Source organism: Brevibacterium sp., assembly GCF_031179145.1.
Taxonomy (GTDB): domain Bacteria; phylum Actinomycetota; class Actinomycetes; order Actinomycetales; family Brevibacteriaceae; genus Brevibacterium.
Window position 1 is genome coordinate 120,107 of the sequence record NZ_JAPSIB010000010.1, and the last position, 14,278, is coordinate 134,384.

The following is a 14,278-nucleotide window of genomic DNA, read 5'->3' on the forward strand; positions in this document are numbered from 1 at the left end:
CAAAACGGGAGTGAAATGCACAACTGTCGCCAGATGAGTGATGGCCGGAGCCTGCGTGGCTCCGGCCACCGCTTGAGGGGGATTTCGACTCAGGCGCTGGCGCCTTCGGTCGATCCGGAGTCGCCGGCGCGAACGTCGTCGAGCTGATACTTCTGCGCCGCCTCGGCGGCCTTGTCGATCGGGAGGACACCGAGGTCAGCCAGGGAGATCAGGGCCTGGGTGACGACGGAGGCCGCATCGACGAGGTAGTAGCGGCGAGCCGCCGGGCGCGTGTCGGAGATCGCGTAGCCGTCGGTGCCCAGCGACGTGAAGTGGTTGGGCACGTACTGACGGATCTGGTCGGGGACCGCGCGCATGTAGTCCGAGGTCGCGATGACCGGGCCCTCGGCCTCGGCCATCTTCGCGGTGACGAACGGCACCCGCTGTTCGCGCTCGGGATTCGTCAGCCGCTCGTCGTCGCAGAGCAGCGCCTCCCGGCGCAGCTCGGTCCACGAGGTCACCGACCACACGTCGGCGGACACGCCCCAGTGCTCGTCGAGCATCCGCTGCGCCTGGAGGGTCCACGACACACCGACGCCGGACGCCAGCAGCTGGACCTTCGGGCCGCCGTTGTCCGGTCCCTTGGCCAGCAGATACATGCCGCGCAGCACGCCCTCGACGTCGAGATCCTCGGGTTCGGGTGGCTGGACCATCGGCTCGTTGTATAGCGTCAGGTAGTAGAGCACATTCGGGTCACGCTCATCCGAGGGATCGTACATCCGGTGGAGGCCGTCGCGGAGGATGTGGGCGATCTCGTAGCCGTACGCGGGATCGTAGGAGATCACCGAGGGATAGGTGGAGGCGAGGAGATGGGAGTGCCCATCGCCGTGCTGCAGGCCCTCGGCCACGAGAGTGGTCCGGCCGGCCGTCGCCCCGAGGACGAAGCCCCTGGCCATCTGATCGCCTGCGGCCCAGAAGAAGTCGCCGGTGCGCTGGAATCCGAACATCGAATAGAAGATGTAGAAGGGGATCATCGGCTCACCATGGGTGGCGTAGGACGTGCCGGCGGCGGTCAGCGCAGCGGTGGCACCGGCCTCGTTGATGCCCACGTGGAGCAGTTGCCCGTCCGTGGCTTCCTTGTAGGCGAGGAACAGATCACGGTCGACCGAGACGTAGTTCTGGCCATGCGGGTTGTAGATCTTCGCCGTCGGGAAGAAGGAGTCCATGCCGAAAGTGCGGGCCTCGTCAGGGATGATCGGCACGATCCGCTTGCCGAACTCCTTGTCGCGCATGAGGTCCTTGAGGATCCGGACGAATCCCATCGTCGTCGCGATCTCCTGCTTGCCCGATCCGCGCTTGCCGACCTCGTAGGCCTTGTCACCGGGCAGCTTGAGGTCGACGTGGGTGCTGCGACGTTCGGGGGAGTATCCGCCGAGGCCGGCGCGGCGCTCCTGCAGATACTTGATCTCCGGGGCGTCGGGGCCCGGGTGGTAGTAGGGCGGCAACGTCGGGTTCTCCTCGAGCTGCTTGTCGGAGATCGGGATCTGGAAGTGATCGCGGGCCAGCTTGAGGTCGTCGATGGTCATCTTCTTCATCTGGTGCGTGGCGTTGCGAGCCTCGAAGTGCGGTCCGAGCGAATAGCCCTTGACCGTCTTGACGAGGATCACGGTCGGCTGCCCGGTGTGCTCGAAGGCCGCCTTGTAGGCCGCGTAGACCTTGCGGTAGTCGTGGCCGCCGCGCTTGAGCCTCCAGATCCGCTCATCGGTGTAGCCCTCGACCATCGCCTTCGTCCGGGGATCGCGGCCGAAGAAGTTGTCGCGGATGAAGCCCCCGGACTCTCCCTTGTAGGTCTGATAGTCCCCGTCCGGGGTCTCGTTCATGATGTTGACGAGGGCGCCATCGCGATCCTTTGCCAGCAGTTCGTCCCACTCACGGCCCCAGATGACCTTGATGACGTTCCATCCGGCTCCGCGGAAGAAGGCTTCGAGCTCCTGGATGATCTTGCCGTTGCCGCGGACAGGGCCGTCGAGGCGCTGCAGGTTGCAGTTGATGACGAAGTTGAGGTTGTCGAGCTCCTCGTAGGCCGCGACTTGCAGCATGCCGCGGCTCTCGGGCTCGTCGAGCTCGCCGTCGCCGAGGAACGCCCAGGTCTGCTGCCCTGAGGTGTCCTTGATGCCGCGGTTGTGCAGGTATTTGTCGAACTGCGCCTGGGCGATCGCATTCATCGGGCCGATCCCCATCGACACCGTCGGATGCTCCCAGAAGTGCTCGAGCTGCTTCGGATGCGGATAGGAGGGGAGCCCTCCCGGTTTGCCGTCGATGAAGTGCGACTGCTGCTGCCGGAACCCGTCGAGCTCATCGGCGCTCATCCGGCCTTCGAGGAAGGCGCGTGCGTACATGCCCGGTGAGGCGTGACCCTGGTAGAAGATGTGGTCTCCGCCACCGGGATGATCCTTGCCGCGGAAGAAGTGGTTGAGCCCGACTTCGTAGAGGGTGGCCGAGGACGCGTAGGTCGAGATGTGTCCGCCGACCTCGATGCCCGGACGCTGCGCGCGGTGGACGATCATCGCGGCGTTCCACCGGTTCCAGCTCCGGTACCGACGCTCGACCTCCTCGTCGCCGGGGAACCAGGGTTCGTCCTCGGGGCCGATCGTGTTGACGTAATCAGTGGCGGTGAGGCTGGGAACGCCGATCTGCTTCTGCCTGGACCTCTCGAGCATGCGGAGCATGACATAGCGGGCACGGGACCGGCCGCCTTCGTCGATGAGCGCGTCCAGGGAGTCCAACCACTCCTCGGTCTCCTCCGGATCGATGTCGGGAACCTGGCTGGGCAGGCCGTTGAGGATCGGTCCGCCCTGATTGCGATTGTCCACGATGTGTTCCTCTCTGTCGCTGTCACGATCTTCCCGAGGTTCGAAGATCATTCAACCAAGTGGAATACGGTTCAAACGTTGATTGAGCGCAGGGTCCACCCGATGCATTCATCACCTTAGTCCTGTCTCGCTGAGGTTGGCTGACCCGGTTCGACGTGATCTGTCAGACCGGCACGGGACCCGGCGACCGGTTCGTGTACTTCGCTGTCGATTGCTGACGAATGTTGCTGATTGGGCGCGCGGGCATTTGCGCCTTGGGTGCTGTTGACGGAACAATGAGGGCATGAGCAACTCCGCTTCGGAAAGGACATCTTCCACGTCGACTCTCCCGGGTGAACTCGGTCAGAACCTTGGCCTGAAACCGGGAGACTATGTGCAAGAAATCGGCTACGACGATGACGTCGATCTTGATCTGTGTCAGGCGATCGAGAAGATAACAGGTGAGAAATTAGCGGACGGGGATGTCGACGACGTGTTCGACGTCATCCTCATGTGGTGGCGCTCGGACGACGATGATCTCATCGACGGCCTGGTGGACGCCCAGGTCACGCTGAAAGAAGGGGGAGTCGTGTGGCTTCTGACCCCCAAAGCCAATCGACCCGGCCACATCAGCCCCGCAGAGATCTCGGAGGCCGCCCCGACAGCGGGGATGCATGTGACGTCGACCACCAGCGCCGCTGAGGACTGGGCCGGCTTCCGTCTCGTCGGCAAGAAGAACTATTCGTGATGCTCGCTCCCGGTGATCGGGCGCCTGATTTCCAGGTGCCCGATCAGTTCGGGAGCGTTCTCGACCTCGCCGAGGTACGGCAACGTTCGGTCGCGGTTGTGACGTTCTTCCCCTTCGCCTTCTCTCCTGTCTGCGGCGACGAGATCCGTGCCCTGCAGGAACTGCATGAGGAGCTCCGGGCCGCCTCCCGCCCGATCGAGGTCATCGGCATCGCAGCCGACTCCAAATACACATTGGCGGCGTGGTCCCGGGACGCGGGAGTGACCTTCTCCCTGGGTTCGGACTTCTGGCCCCACGGTCAGGTCGCCGAGGCGTACGGAGTCCTCGACGAGAAGCACGGAGTGGCCGAACGCGCGGTGTTCGTCATCTCCCGGACGGGTACGATCGTGAGCAGTCGCCAAGTCGCGCGGTCTGCCGCCCGCGACTTCCAACTCGACATCGCCTCGGCGATGAGTGCATTCCAGGAGGGTTAGACCATGCCGACTCTGTTCACCAAGATCATCAACGGCGAGATTCCGGGCACCTTCGTCTACGAGGACGACCGCTGCGTCGCCTTCCTCGACGTGTCCCCGCTGACCGAGGGGCACACGATGGTCGTACCCCGCGAGGAGATCTCCCATTGGATCGACGCGGATCAGGATCTGCTCGACCATCTGATGGCCGTGGCCAGGCGGATCGGCAGAGCCCAGAAGGTCGCGTTCGACTGCGACCGCATCGGCGTCCTCATCCAGGGCTACGAGGTCCCGCATCTGCACATCCACGTCTGGCCGACGAACTCCATCGCCGACTTCGATCTCAGCGACCGCTCACCGATGCTCAGTGGAGAGGAACTGGCAGGGCCCGCCGACAAACTTCGGCAGGCCCTGGACCAGCAGTGATCGCGGCGCGCTGATCTAGCGCGCTGATCACCGTGCGCGCTGATCACTGTTCGCGGTGGATCACCGGACGGTGGTCACTGCGCGTCGAGCCAGTGGTTGAGGGCATCACGGACGAGCTGTGCGCCCTGGGTCCCGCCGTAGTTGGCCGCGAACCGGGGATCGTCGACGTACATGTCGGCAAGCCCGCGCACATAGCCGTCGAAGCCTCCACCCCTGGGTGTCCCGGGCACGGACCGCAGCCACTCGACGTGGCGCCGTGCCAGTTCCTGACTCCGGTGTGAATCGGGGCCTGCACCCTCCTCGGCGGCCGCCCTCCAATCGCTGCTGAGTTCGGCGACCTCGGCCTTCCAGGCCGACTGCTCCTGCGGCGACATCGACTCCCACCATTTCGTCGAGCGCTCATAGGCGTCGCGGCCCCAGCGCTCGGTCACTTCTTCTTCGTGCTGACGATGGTCGAAACCATCGAACATCTCCTCTGCCATAAGAGACTCACCTGCTTCCAATCGCGCGATCGTCGCGGTGACGGCACCGATCTGCCGCTCGATGCGTGCTCGCTCGCGTTCGAGCTCGCGCACATGTTCCCGCAGGGCACTGGTCGGATCATCGGCGGAGTCGAGCACCTCGGCGATCCGGGGCAACGGCAGTCCGAGCTCTCTGAGCAGAAGGACGCGCTGCAGACGCACCAGACTCTCCTCGTCATAGTGTCGGTACCCATTGCCGGCCTTGCGGGTCGGGGGCAGAAGTCCGATCGCGTCGTAGTGACGCAGAGTTCGGCTCGTCGTTCCCGTCAGCCGCGCTATTTCCTGTATGGACCAGTCCATGTCAGTCAGCTTAGAAGTTGACGACGCGTCAATGTCAATGATGAGGGGCGGAGGAGTTCGTCGAGATCCGCAGCGTCGCCGACGCCTGGACTCACACGACGCAGTGCATCACGCGACGGAGCGGCTCAGGCGACGGAACGGACGGCGTCGAGTGCGGCGAAGAGGTCGGTGGCGAGATCGTCCACATGCTCGAGGCCGACGGAGATGCGCACGAGCCCATCGCCGGGCTTGGCCGCGGCGCTGACAGGACGGTGCGTCAGTGACGCCGGGTGCTGGATGAGGGTGTCGACCCCGCCCAGGGAGACAGCGTGGACGACAAGGCGGCAGTGCTCGACGAAGGACCGGGCGGCCCCGAATCCGCCGGCGAGTTCGACGGCGATCATCGCCCCGGCGCCCGACATCTGCCGCCCCAGCAGGCTGCGTTCGTCCTGGCCGGGCAGACCGGGATAGTGAACGGCGGCGATCGCCGGGTGGACGCTCAGTCGCCGGGCCAGCTGACCCGCCGTCGCCTGCGCGGCGTTCATCCGCACCGCCAGGGTGCGCAGGCCCCGGTGGAGGAGGTAGGCGCCCAGGGGGTGGAGTATGGCTCCGGTGATCGCTCGGACCTGACGCAGGCGCATCGCCCACGCAGAGTTCGTCGCGATGATCCCTCCCATGGCATCGCCGTGCCCGCCGAGGTACTTCGTCGCACTGTGGAGGACGAGCACTGCCCCGTGCCTGATCGGCTTCTGCAGGACCGGAGTGCAGAATGTGTTGTCGACGAGCACCGGCACCTCGCCGGCCGCCGCGACGACCGCATCGATGTCGACGAGTTCGAGGCTGGGATTGGCCGGAGTCTCGACGATGACCAGACCCGTGTCGTCCTGGATCGCCGAGGCGACCTCGGACTCAGTGGTCCACGTGACCGTGGTGCCCAGGAGCCCGGAATCGAGGAGGTGATCGCTGCCGCCGTAGAGCGGGCGGACAGCCACGATGTGGGGAGTCCCGGCCTGGACGGCGGCCAGCAGCGCTGCGGTCAGCGCGGCCATGCCGGTGGCGAAGGCCACCGCCTCCTCGGCGGATTCGAGCTCGGCCAGAGCTGTCTCGAAGCGAGCCACCCCCGGCTGCCAGAGCCGTTGGTAGACGGCGGAATCACCGTCTTTGAGGGCATGGCCGGAGGCCAGCCACTCGTAGGAATCGCCTCCGCTGCCGATGTCCGTGACCGGGTTGGTGGTCGAGAGGTCGATGGCCGGCACGTGGACGCCCGCGGCGGTGAGCCCGTCCAGTCCGCCGTGGACCATGAGAGTTTCGGGATGCAGTTCGGTCATGCCTCCATGGAAGCGCTTCCTCCAAGTCCGGGCAAGCAAACCTCATGATCCTGCGAAATAGACGGTCGAATCGGGAGATTCTTGCATCCGTTGTGCGACACTGTGACTCATGTCGCAGAAAGTGGAACTCGATGACGTCGACCGGAAGCTGCTTCGGGCACTGAGGGAGGACGCCCGGGCCTCGGGCTCGGCTTTGGCCGCCGCCGTGGGGGTCTCCGAGTCGACGGTGTCCCTGCGCCTCAAGCGGCTCAAGTCCAGTGGGGTGATCAGGGGTTTCAGCGTCGACATCGACACTTCCGCGGTGGGCATTCCCCTCCAGGCGCTGATCTCGATCCGCCTCGCGAAGCACGATCGGGCGGAGATCGACGCCTTCACCGCAGCCGCCCCACGGTTTCCCGGAGTCGTGAGGATGTATCACATGGCCGGTGCCGACGATTACCTCCTCCACATCGTCGCCGCCGACACGGAAGAGGTCCAATCGTTCGTCCTCGACTACCTGACCCGGTACCCTGCGGTCGCCCACACCCGCACCAACCTCATCTACCGCGTGCAGGACGGTGCGGATTGGATCGGCACACTCGGTCAGATCTGAGCCCGAGACCGGTGAGGGGATCGGACGGCGAGAATGCACTCGGTGCGGGGTGAGATTGGGGAACCGCGAGGTCGTGGCAGTATTGATCCATGGCCACCCAGAAGACCCTGCCGACCGATGCTGACGTCCACGAGTTCCTGGATGCTGTGACCCCGGCGAAGCGACGGCTCGACGGTCTCAAGCTCGAGTCGATCTTCACTGCTGTGACCGGCGTCGAGCCGGTCATGTGGGGACCGTCGATGGTCGGGTACGGGCAGTACCAGTTTATTTCCCCGGCCAATCCGCGCACTCGCGGGTTCTGGCCGAAGACCGGATTCTCCCCGCGGAAAGCGCAGCTGTCCCTCTACGGCCTCAAAGACCAGCCCGAGGGGGCCCGACTGCTGCCCTCACTGGGAACATTCACCGAAGGGGCGGGCTGCGTGTATGTCAGAAAGCTCGAAGACATCGACGAGGCGGTGCTGGCCAGGCTGGTCGCAATCGCCTTCGCGAGGCCGGACGATCCCGATCCTTCGGCCGACTGACACGTCGTTCGAAGTCCTGACGAGCCACTCATCATCCCGGCTCGTCGCTCACCGCCCTGATATCTCGCTCAGCGGTCAGCGGCGAAGAGCTCCTGGTAGAACACGCTCTGCGCCGGATAGTAGTCGTCGAAGTCGATCGCCAGCGCGTCGGCGCCGACAGCTGCTGCCGCGAGTCGGTCCATGTAGTACTCCCAGCCCGGCCCAATGTTCTCCGCCCAACTCGGATCGGGGACCGTCTGGGAGAACCGCATGATCGTCTCGTCAACGTCGCCGCCGTCCGTGGCATCGCTGAGGTCGAATGCCACGTGCCAGACCGTCGGGTTCTCCTCGTCGGCCTCCGCGTCATAGGGCATCGCCGAGGTGACGGCCAGATGCACGGGCGTTCGGCAGGAGTCGATCGTGAAGACCTCCGGCTCGGCAGCGTCTCCCTCGAATCCCATCGTGAACTGCACCGTCCCGCTCGCCGGCTCTCCCGTCCAGGTGCCGATCCACAACGCGGACCGGTCGGATTCTGTGATCGTCGCCCACACCTCGGCGACGCTTGCCCTGATCCGGCGGGTGAGGACCAGAATATCCTCTCCTGATCGCTGTTCCCTGGTTCCGGTGGGTGTGGGTGCCATGAGAATCCTTCAGTGTCCGCGAGATGGGGGAGAGCTGGAGATGCTCAACCCCTGTTTGCGCTGGTGCACGGAGAAGTAGCGCAGGCCTTGGTCTCCTGCGACGAACCGGCGATGGGACCGGCGCGGCAGCCACACGATCTGACCCGGTTCCAGTCTGATCTCGGTGAGCTCGGTGGTCAAGGTCCCGGTGCCGGAGAGCACATGGATGAGCACATCGAGGTCGGGTCCGACATGCTCGCGGATCTCGTCACCCGGCGTGAGGGCGATGACGTTGGCGTCGAGGCTCCTCCGTTGCGGCCGCAGCTGCCAGACGGACCCCGAGGTCACCTCGGTGCCGGGTGAACTGCTGACGGCGGCATTGGGGGAGCTGTCGGCACGGGCATGGTCGGACCCGCCGGTTTCACCAACGATGCGCGGCACAGCCGTTGACGCCCGTCTGCTGATCCGGACCCGAAACTCAGCCGTGTCGCTCAGCGGCTCCCAGCCGAGCGCCTCGGCGAATTCCTCTTCCATCTCCCGCCGGAGGTTCGTCGGCTCATGGTCATTGACGAGGATGAGTCCGGCGCCCACCGCTAGATCATCGAAAGCGCGGAAGACGAGCGGGTGGCGCTGCGGTCGGGGAACGGTGCGGACGTCGATGACCTGCTCGTCATCGTGGTGCTGTAACGTCATGAGTAGTCGTCCATCCTCCGACCGGTCGTCGGAGCGCGATACTCACGCATCGGCGATATCGACGACACCGCGCACAGGAGATGTGCCGACGAATGCGTCCTTGAGCACGTTCACGCCTTCCTGAGGATGCGCCTGCTCGACGAAGGACTGTCTCTGCTCGCGTGTCTTGGCGGTGTCGAGATCCATGGCTGCCTCACGGTCCTTCTCCAACGCACTGTCACACTCGCCGTCACGATTGAAGGACCACATGAGCATTGGGTCGCCCAGGGGCAACCGGTGTCCCGCGTCTCCGTCGTGCCGCCCGGTGTGCCACGTGTGCCAGGTCTTTCCGTAGCTGTTGAGCAGACGTTTCATGAAGGCTTTCTCCGCCGCCGCGGGCAGTCCCGGGGCGATGAGCTGGCCGGAGAGGATCTCGAAATTGTGCGGATGCCAGTAGGCATGTTCCTCGGGTGGAAGGGTGTTGAACAGGTCTTCGGACACGATGTACTCGATTCCGATGAGGTTCGCGTCGCGGGTATTGCCGTCGAAGAGGACGCACTGGATGAAATCGTCGTTGACGACGCGACAGAAATGGTGGGCCTCCATCTGCATCTGCGGGTCGTTCTTCGCGGGGTGGAATCCCACCACATAGACATCGAAATCTTTGAGTGGTGCTGCGTTCTGGAGCAGGTTCGCGCCCTGTTCCAATGCTGCGAGCCAAGCGCCCTTGCCCTGGCCTGCGGGTGTGGTCGGGCTCTTGCGTTCCTTGCCGGCCATGATGCACTCCAATCATCAGGAAGACCGCGTATGCGTCAGTCCTATCATGCGTTCTGGCAAGCAGGAAGACCCCTTGTCATGACCGATCGCGCCGGAACGAAGAAATGCCGCGACATCGAACAATCGATGTCGCGGCATTTCACCTGGTCGGGATAGCGGGATTTGAACCCACGACCTCCTCGTCCCGAACGAGGCGCGCTACCAACCTGCGCCATATCCCGTGACCAGGAACTACTATATCTAGGGCGGACCCAAAAATAAAAATCGGGTTCGACACCGATATCTGAGGGAAGGACTTCTGCGTGGCCCTGACGGCCGAGAGCATCACCGAGACAGCGCTCGACATTCTGTCGCGCTACGGCCTGGGCGACCTGTCGATGCGCCGACTGGCCCGAGAACTCGAGGTTCAACCGTCCGCGTTGTACTGGCACGTGGAGAACAAGCAGGAGCTGCTTGTGCTGTTGGCCACACGCATGATCGCGGAGGTGAATCGTCGGTGTCCGCCCGGCACCGGTGCGCGCGCGGCGGTACTGGCTCTGCGGGATGTCATGCTCGCCTATCGGGACGGTGCCGAAATCGTGTTGCTCGGCTATTCGATCAAGGCGGCTCAGACCACGCCGGACGCCCTGCATCCCGATCTGCTGGGGGCCGATCGATCGGCGGCCTTGGTATCGTTCACGCTCGGCGCAGTGCAGATCGAGCAGAATCGCGGTCTGTTCGAGATCACCGGAAACGATGATACTGACTCATTCGCCTTGGGCGTCAACGCTCTTCTGGCGTGAACCGTCCAGCCGGGTCTCTTCATGGGTCTCGTCAGTATCACCGCCTGACCGAGCGGAAGCGTCGGTGCCTCGCCACCGAGCAATGAGCTTCATCCCCTGGTAGATTCCGATGGCTGCGGCCGAGCCCAAAGCGATCCCCTCGAACACCATCCCACCGGGCGCCCAGGCGTAATTGCCGATGGCGACGATGAGCGCCACAGCCGCAGTATTGAGGTTGATCGGGTCGGAGAAGTCCACTCGGTTCTCCACCCAGATCCGCACTCCGAGCATGCCGATCATCCCGTACAGCACCGTCGCTGCTCCACCCAGGACACCGGGAGGGATCGTCGCGATGATCTCCCCGAACTTCGGCAGCAGGCTGAGCACCAGAGCGATGACGGCAGCGACGACATAGGCCGCGGTCGAGTAGATCCTGGTCGCCGCCATCACCCCGATGTTCTCCGCGTACGTGGTTGTGCCCGATCCTCCGCCGGTGCCGGCGATGACAGTGGAGAGGCCGTCGGCGAACAGTGCGCGGCCGGTGACCGGGTCGAGATCTCGGCCGGTCATCGCCGCCACAGACTTCACATGCCCGATGTTCTCGGCGAGCAGGACCAGCACGACGGGAACGAACAGACTCAGGTATCCCAAGTCGAAGGCGGGAGCGTGGAACTGGGGAAGGCCGACCCAGGAGGCTTCACGGACTGTGGAGAAGTCGACCTCGCCCTGCAGCCAGGCTGCGACATAACCGATGAGGACCCCAATGAGGATGGAGAGCCGGCCGATGAGCCCCTTGAACAGCACCGTGGTGAGCAGAATCGCAGCGACTGTGATTGCTGCCGTCAGCGGTGCCTTCTGCACCCAGCCCCAGGCTGCGGGAGCGAGGTTGAAGCCGATGAGGGCGACGATGGCCCCGGTGACCACCGGGGGCATGGTCACTTCGATCCAGCGAGTGCCCGCGAAATGGACGACGAGGCCCACGAGAGCCAGAGTCACACCCACTGAGATGATTCCACCTTGGGCCAGGGCCATCCCGGTCGGGTCGAGAGTCTCGCCCGGTCCGGCGGCGAAGCCGGTGACGGCTCCGATGGGAGCCAGCAGCCCGAACGAGGACCCCAGATAGGACGGCAGCATTCCGCGGGTGATGAGCAGGAACAGCAGGGTTCCGATGGCCGTGAAGAAGAGGGTTGTCGAGGGTGGGAAGCCGGTCAGCAGCGGAACCAGGAAGGTGGCGCCGAACATCGCCACCACGTGTTGGGCGCCGATGCCGATCGTCCGCGGCCACGTCAGCCGTTCATCAGGCTGCACCACCTCACCTGGCCTCACGGTTCGCCCGTCTCCGTGCAGTTTCCACCTGGTGGAGCGGTGGCCTGATCGTGCCGAAGAGTGTGTGTCCATGAGTCCGTCCTGTCGTTCCATTCGCCCCGAGTCGGTGATCTCCACCACAGGCAGGTGGTGGAGCCCGGGCCCCCATCGAGGATATGACATACTTGACGGGCACAGTGATTCCCGAGTCCTCGGGGCACCGGCACGGGCCTATAGCTCAGTTGGCTAGAGCATCTCGTTTACACCGAGAGGGTCGGGGGTTCGAGTCCCTCTGGGCCCACCACGGCGCTCTTACTCAAACATTCGACCTGAGTAAGCGCCGCTTGATCAAGAACGTCCAAGTACAGCCCGTCGGCTTCGACGGGCTGTTTTACTGATTGCTCTGAGCTCGCCGAGGACGCGTTGGTGGACGATGATGCCTTCGTTGCCAATGATGCCGACAATGGATCAAAGATCACATCGAACGGTGCATTGAATACCGGCTCGACTCTGTGTTCGTGACCATCCTGGATGACGAGTACTTTCTCGAAAAATACCTGATTGAACATTCGCTTGATGTGGTCTGGAGCCTGTGTGTACATGGAGAAGCAGTACTCGGCAAAGTCCAGTGCCTGGGATAGCACGCGTTCCGAGTCGGCGTCGTCTGCCTCGAAGCGCTCCAGATCGCGTTGTACCGCGATCAGCTGGGCACCGAGTGACTTTTGTTCTTCGCGCAGCATGTCGATACTGATGGCATCGTTGTAGTGCGCTTCGAGAAGCTTGCGCTGTTTCCTCTCGATCTCATCTCGTGTAGCACAGAGTTGGTCGCGTGCTTCGCGGTCGTCCTTGCGCAAGAGTCGTAGACCTTCGCGCAACAGCCGTTCCATTTGCCCCCTCAGTTGATGGCCCAGAGCCAGCCGTTTGTATAGACCGGACATCTGCTCTTCGACGGCGTCAATGAGAACCGACTTCAATGTGCAGGGGGTCCGTTTCGAATGTCTTCCAAGGCACACATAGTAGGGGTAAATCTCGCCTCTGGATGACTTGGCATTCGTGATCATCATCCGTGAGTCACAGTGACCGCAGTACAGTGTGGATTTGAGGTGATGTTCATGAGTGCGAGTGCGTTCGCCGTTGGCCTTCCCTGCGAGAACGGCCTGCACAGTCTCGAAGAGCTTCCTGTCGACCAGCGCCTCATGGCTACCGGGGTATAGAGCCCCCTTAAAACGCACCATACCTGTGTAATAGGGGTTCTTGAGCATGAGTTCTACGCTGCGACGGCCAATCGGTTCTGCGGACTTTTGCGGCGAAGGGACAGTCGTCAGTCCCCGCGAGACCAAGCTGTTAGTGAGTCTCCGGACACTCCAATTACCAGTTGCATACTCCTCAAACGCCCATCGGACGAGCGGTGCACGTTTCTCATCTACGACAACAGTGCGGTTCTCCCGTCCGTTGATGATCTCGCGAGTGTTCAAATAGCCGATTGGAGCTCTCCCGTGGGTGCCGCCGGAGCGCACCTTTTCGGTCATGCCCTTCTTGACCTCGTTCGAGAGGTTATTCGAGTAGAACTCCGCGATCGAGGACATGATGCCGTGAAGCAAGATGCCGCCTGGTGTCTGGTCAATGTTCTCGCTCGTCGAGATGAGACGGATGTTCCACTCGGCGAACTTCCGACCGAGGTCGGCATCGTCGAAGCGGTTGCGTGCGAGCCGGTCGAGCTTGTGCACGATGATGTAGTCGATTCTCGCGTGCTCCTGCTCAAGGTAGCGCAGCATCTCTTTGAGTCCGGGCCGATTTAGCGAAGTTCCCGAAGCCCCGGGTTCGACGAATTCCTTGACGACCTTTGCGCCGAGGGCTCCAGCCTTCTGCTTGTTGGCCTCGCGCTGAGCCGGGATAGAGAAGCCTTCCTCCCGACCGCCACGGTGGGCTTGCTCCCGAGTTGAGACGCGTAGGTATGAGACAGCGCGTTTGAGAGTGAACGACTGGGTGAACGCGGCCAGCGGATCGGCGATGGCGACCGGGGGAGGGGCAGTGAGCGGACTGGTGGCAGAGGTATCCATGTGTCCATTGACGCTTGAATGCCCTGAAGAGTCCAGCCCGTTCTGTGCCTCTGACCTTGGGTTATTCACAGGCTGGAGCGTCGTATCGGGGACGGACGTGGGGGTCGATTCGTCATCTGGGTTCAATGTCATAGCAGACTCCTCCTTTCTCAGCGGCTCAGTGGTAAAGGTGCCCAGGGCGATCCGGACCACGTGGTGCGCTGGTCTGGATCGCCCTGGGCGTGGGGTGTTCCGTTCGGCTACGCTTAGGCAGCTCGGAGGTTCGTGAACACATGGCAGGCACGGAAGTTGTCAACTTGTTTGAGACACTTTCGGGATATTGATGCCAGTGGGTTCGACTCGGGCAGCGATGGGACGGTGCCGGAATCGTTGTGGGTGCCGGGCCCAGGCCCGGTCCAGGTGGGCC

General features: G+C 63.5%; 14 protein-coding genes and 2 tRNA genes. 7 read left to right on the forward strand and 9 right to left on the reverse strand.

Features of this window, described 5'->3' with window-relative positions; all coding sequences use genetic code 11:
• Positions 1-89: 89 nt before the first annotated feature.
• On the reverse strand, positions 90-2,852 hold the full coding sequence (gene aceE / locus RIT73_RS09425; RefSeq protein ID WP_309131812.1) for a pyruvate dehydrogenase (acetyl-transferring), homodimeric type: 2,763 nt from the start codon (positions 2,850-2,852) through the stop codon (positions 90-92).
• A gap of 283 nt (positions 2,853-3,135) precedes the next feature.
• Between aceE and RIT73_RS09430 the strand changes: the two genes are divergently transcribed.
• Genes RIT73_RS09430 through RIT73_RS09440 form a run of 3 tightly spaced genes read left to right on the forward strand, consistent with a single transcriptional unit; the run spans position 3,136 to position 4,457 of the window.
• Positions 3,136-3,579, forward strand: coding sequence for a DUF3052 domain-containing protein (locus RIT73_RS09430; protein WP_309131813.1), 444 nt, complete (start codon positions 3,136-3,138; stop codon positions 3,577-3,579).
• Complete coding sequence (locus RIT73_RS09435; RefSeq protein ID WP_309131832.1) at positions 3,579-4,052, forward strand: redoxin domain-containing protein; 474 nt, start codon at positions 3,579-3,581, stop codon at positions 4,050-4,052. The genes RIT73_RS09430 and RIT73_RS09435 overlap by 1 nt, the downstream gene beginning before the upstream one ends.
• A gap of 3 nt (positions 4,053-4,055) precedes the next feature.
• Positions 4,056-4,457, forward strand: coding sequence for an HIT family protein (locus tag RIT73_RS09440; RefSeq protein WP_309131814.1), 402 nt, complete (start codon positions 4,056-4,058; stop codon positions 4,455-4,457).
• 74 nt (positions 4,458-4,531) lie between these two features.
• On the opposite strand, the gene RIT73_RS09445 is transcribed toward RIT73_RS09440, so the two are convergent.
• Positions 4,532-5,278 (reverse strand): MerR family transcriptional regulator, encoded by a 747-nt coding sequence (locus RIT73_RS09445; RefSeq protein WP_309131815.1) that lies wholly within the window; start codon positions 5,276-5,278, stop codon positions 4,532-4,534.
• A 125-nt stretch (positions 5,279-5,403) separates the two neighbouring features.
• Positions 5,404-6,585 (reverse strand): PLP-dependent aspartate aminotransferase family protein, encoded by a 1,182-nt coding sequence (locus tag RIT73_RS09450; protein ID WP_309131816.1) that lies wholly within the window; start codon positions 6,583-6,585, stop codon positions 5,404-5,406.
• A 109-nt stretch (positions 6,586-6,694) separates the two neighbouring features.
• Between RIT73_RS09450 and RIT73_RS09455 the strand changes: the two genes are divergently transcribed.
• The gene (locus RIT73_RS09455) at positions 6,695-7,177 is read left to right on the forward strand and encodes an Lrp/AsnC family transcriptional regulator (RefSeq protein ID WP_309131817.1); all 483 of its coding nucleotides are present in this window, start codon (positions 6,695-6,697) and stop codon (positions 7,175-7,177) included.
• A gap of 89 nt (positions 7,178-7,266) precedes the next feature.
• A complete protein-coding gene (locus RIT73_RS09460) occupies positions 7,267-7,698 on the forward strand; it encodes a DUF1801 domain-containing protein (RefSeq protein ID WP_309131818.1) in 432 nt (143 codons plus the stop codon).
• Between the two features lie 68 nt (positions 7,699-7,766).
• On the opposite strand, the gene RIT73_RS09465 is transcribed toward RIT73_RS09460, so the two are convergent.
• The 4 genes from RIT73_RS09465 to RIT73_RS09480 form a co-directional block, all read right to left on the reverse strand.
• Complete coding sequence (locus tag RIT73_RS09465; protein ID WP_309131819.1) at positions 7,767-8,318, reverse strand: SRPBCC domain-containing protein; 552 nt, start codon at positions 8,316-8,318, stop codon at positions 7,767-7,769.
• A 9-nt stretch (positions 8,319-8,327) separates the two neighbouring features.
• Positions 8,328-8,990, reverse strand: a complete 663-nt coding sequence (locus RIT73_RS09470) for a DUF2249 domain-containing protein (protein ID WP_309131820.1) — start codon at positions 8,988-8,990, stop codon at positions 8,328-8,330.
• 42 nt (positions 8,991-9,032) lie between these two features.
• Positions 9,033-9,746: an OBAP family protein gene (locus RIT73_RS09475; RefSeq protein ID WP_309131821.1), complete on the reverse strand. Its 714-nt coding sequence runs from the start codon at positions 9,744-9,746 to the stop codon at positions 9,033-9,035.
• A gap of 144 nt (positions 9,747-9,890) precedes the next feature.
• Positions 9,891-9,967, reverse strand: a tRNA-Pro gene (locus RIT73_RS09480).
• An 81-nt stretch (positions 9,968-10,048) separates the two neighbouring features.
• Here RIT73_RS09480 and RIT73_RS09485 point away from each other — a divergent pair.
• Positions 10,049-10,528 carry a TetR family transcriptional regulator gene (locus tag RIT73_RS09485; protein ID WP_309131822.1) on the forward strand — a complete coding sequence of 160 codons (480 nt, stop codon included), beginning with the start codon at positions 10,049-10,051 and terminating at the stop codon, positions 10,526-10,528.
• Here the strand turns inward: RIT73_RS09485 and RIT73_RS09490 are convergent.
• Positions 10,493-11,905, reverse strand: a complete 1,413-nt coding sequence (locus RIT73_RS09490) for a solute carrier family 23 protein (protein WP_309131823.1) — start codon at positions 11,903-11,905, stop codon at positions 10,493-10,495. The two genes, RIT73_RS09485 and RIT73_RS09490, sit on opposite strands and share 36 nt — an antisense overlap.
• Before the next feature lie 134 nt (positions 11,906-12,039).
• Here RIT73_RS09490 and RIT73_RS09495 point away from each other — a divergent pair.
• Positions 12,040-12,116, forward strand: a tRNA-Val gene (locus RIT73_RS09495).
• On the opposite strand, the gene RIT73_RS17235 is transcribed toward RIT73_RS09495, so the two are convergent.
• The gene (locus RIT73_RS17235) at positions 12,073-14,004 is read right to left on the reverse strand and encodes a recombinase family protein (protein ID WP_375294991.1); all 1,932 of its coding nucleotides are present in this window, start codon (positions 14,002-14,004) and stop codon (positions 12,073-12,075) included. The genes RIT73_RS09495 and RIT73_RS17235 overlap by 44 nt on opposite strands.
• Positions 14,005-14,278 lie beyond the last annotated feature (274 nt).

Bases quoted from the DNA above. Each gene is read 5' to 3' on its own strand.
- RIT73_RS09430 (WP_309131813.1), top strand. From the start codon at position 3,136: ATGAGCAACTCCGCTTCGGAAAGGACATCTTCCACGTCGACTCTCCCG.
- RIT73_RS09435 (WP_309131832.1), top strand. From the start codon at position 3,579: ATGCTCGCTCCCGGTGATCGGGCGCCTGATTTCCAGGTGCCCGATCAG.
- RIT73_RS09440 (WP_309131814.1), top strand. From the start codon at position 4,056: ATGCCGACTCTGTTCACCAAGATCATCAACGGCGAGATTCCGGGCACC.
- RIT73_RS09445 (WP_309131815.1), bottom strand. From the start codon at position 5,278: ATGGACTGGTCCATACAGGAAATAGCGCGGCTGACGGGAACGACGAGC.
- RIT73_RS09450 (WP_309131816.1), bottom strand. From the start codon at position 6,585: ATGACCGAACTGCATCCCGAAACTCTCATGGTCCACGGCGGACTGGAC.
- RIT73_RS09455 (WP_309131817.1), top strand. From the start codon at position 6,695: ATGTCGCAGAAAGTGGAACTCGATGACGTCGACCGGAAGCTGCTTCGG.
- RIT73_RS09460 (WP_309131818.1), top strand. From the start codon at position 7,267: ATGGCCACCCAGAAGACCCTGCCGACCGATGCTGACGTCCACGAGTTC.
- RIT73_RS09465 (WP_309131819.1), bottom strand. From the start codon at position 8,318: ATGGCACCCACACCCACCGGAACCAGGGAACAGCGATCAGGAGAGGAT.
- RIT73_RS09470 (WP_309131820.1), bottom strand. From the start codon at position 8,990: ATGACGTTACAGCACCACGATGACGAGCAGGTCATCGACGTCCGCACC.
- RIT73_RS09475 (WP_309131821.1), bottom strand. From the start codon at position 9,746: ATGGCCGGCAAGGAACGCAAGAGCCCGACCACACCCGCAGGCCAGGGC.
- RIT73_RS09490 (WP_309131823.1), bottom strand. From the start codon at position 11,905: ATGGACACACACTCTTCGGCACGATCAGGCCACCGCTCCACCAGGTGG.
- RIT73_RS17235 (WP_375294991.1), bottom strand. From the start codon at position 14,004: ATGACATTGAACCCAGATGACGAATCGACCCCCACGTCCGTCCCCGAT.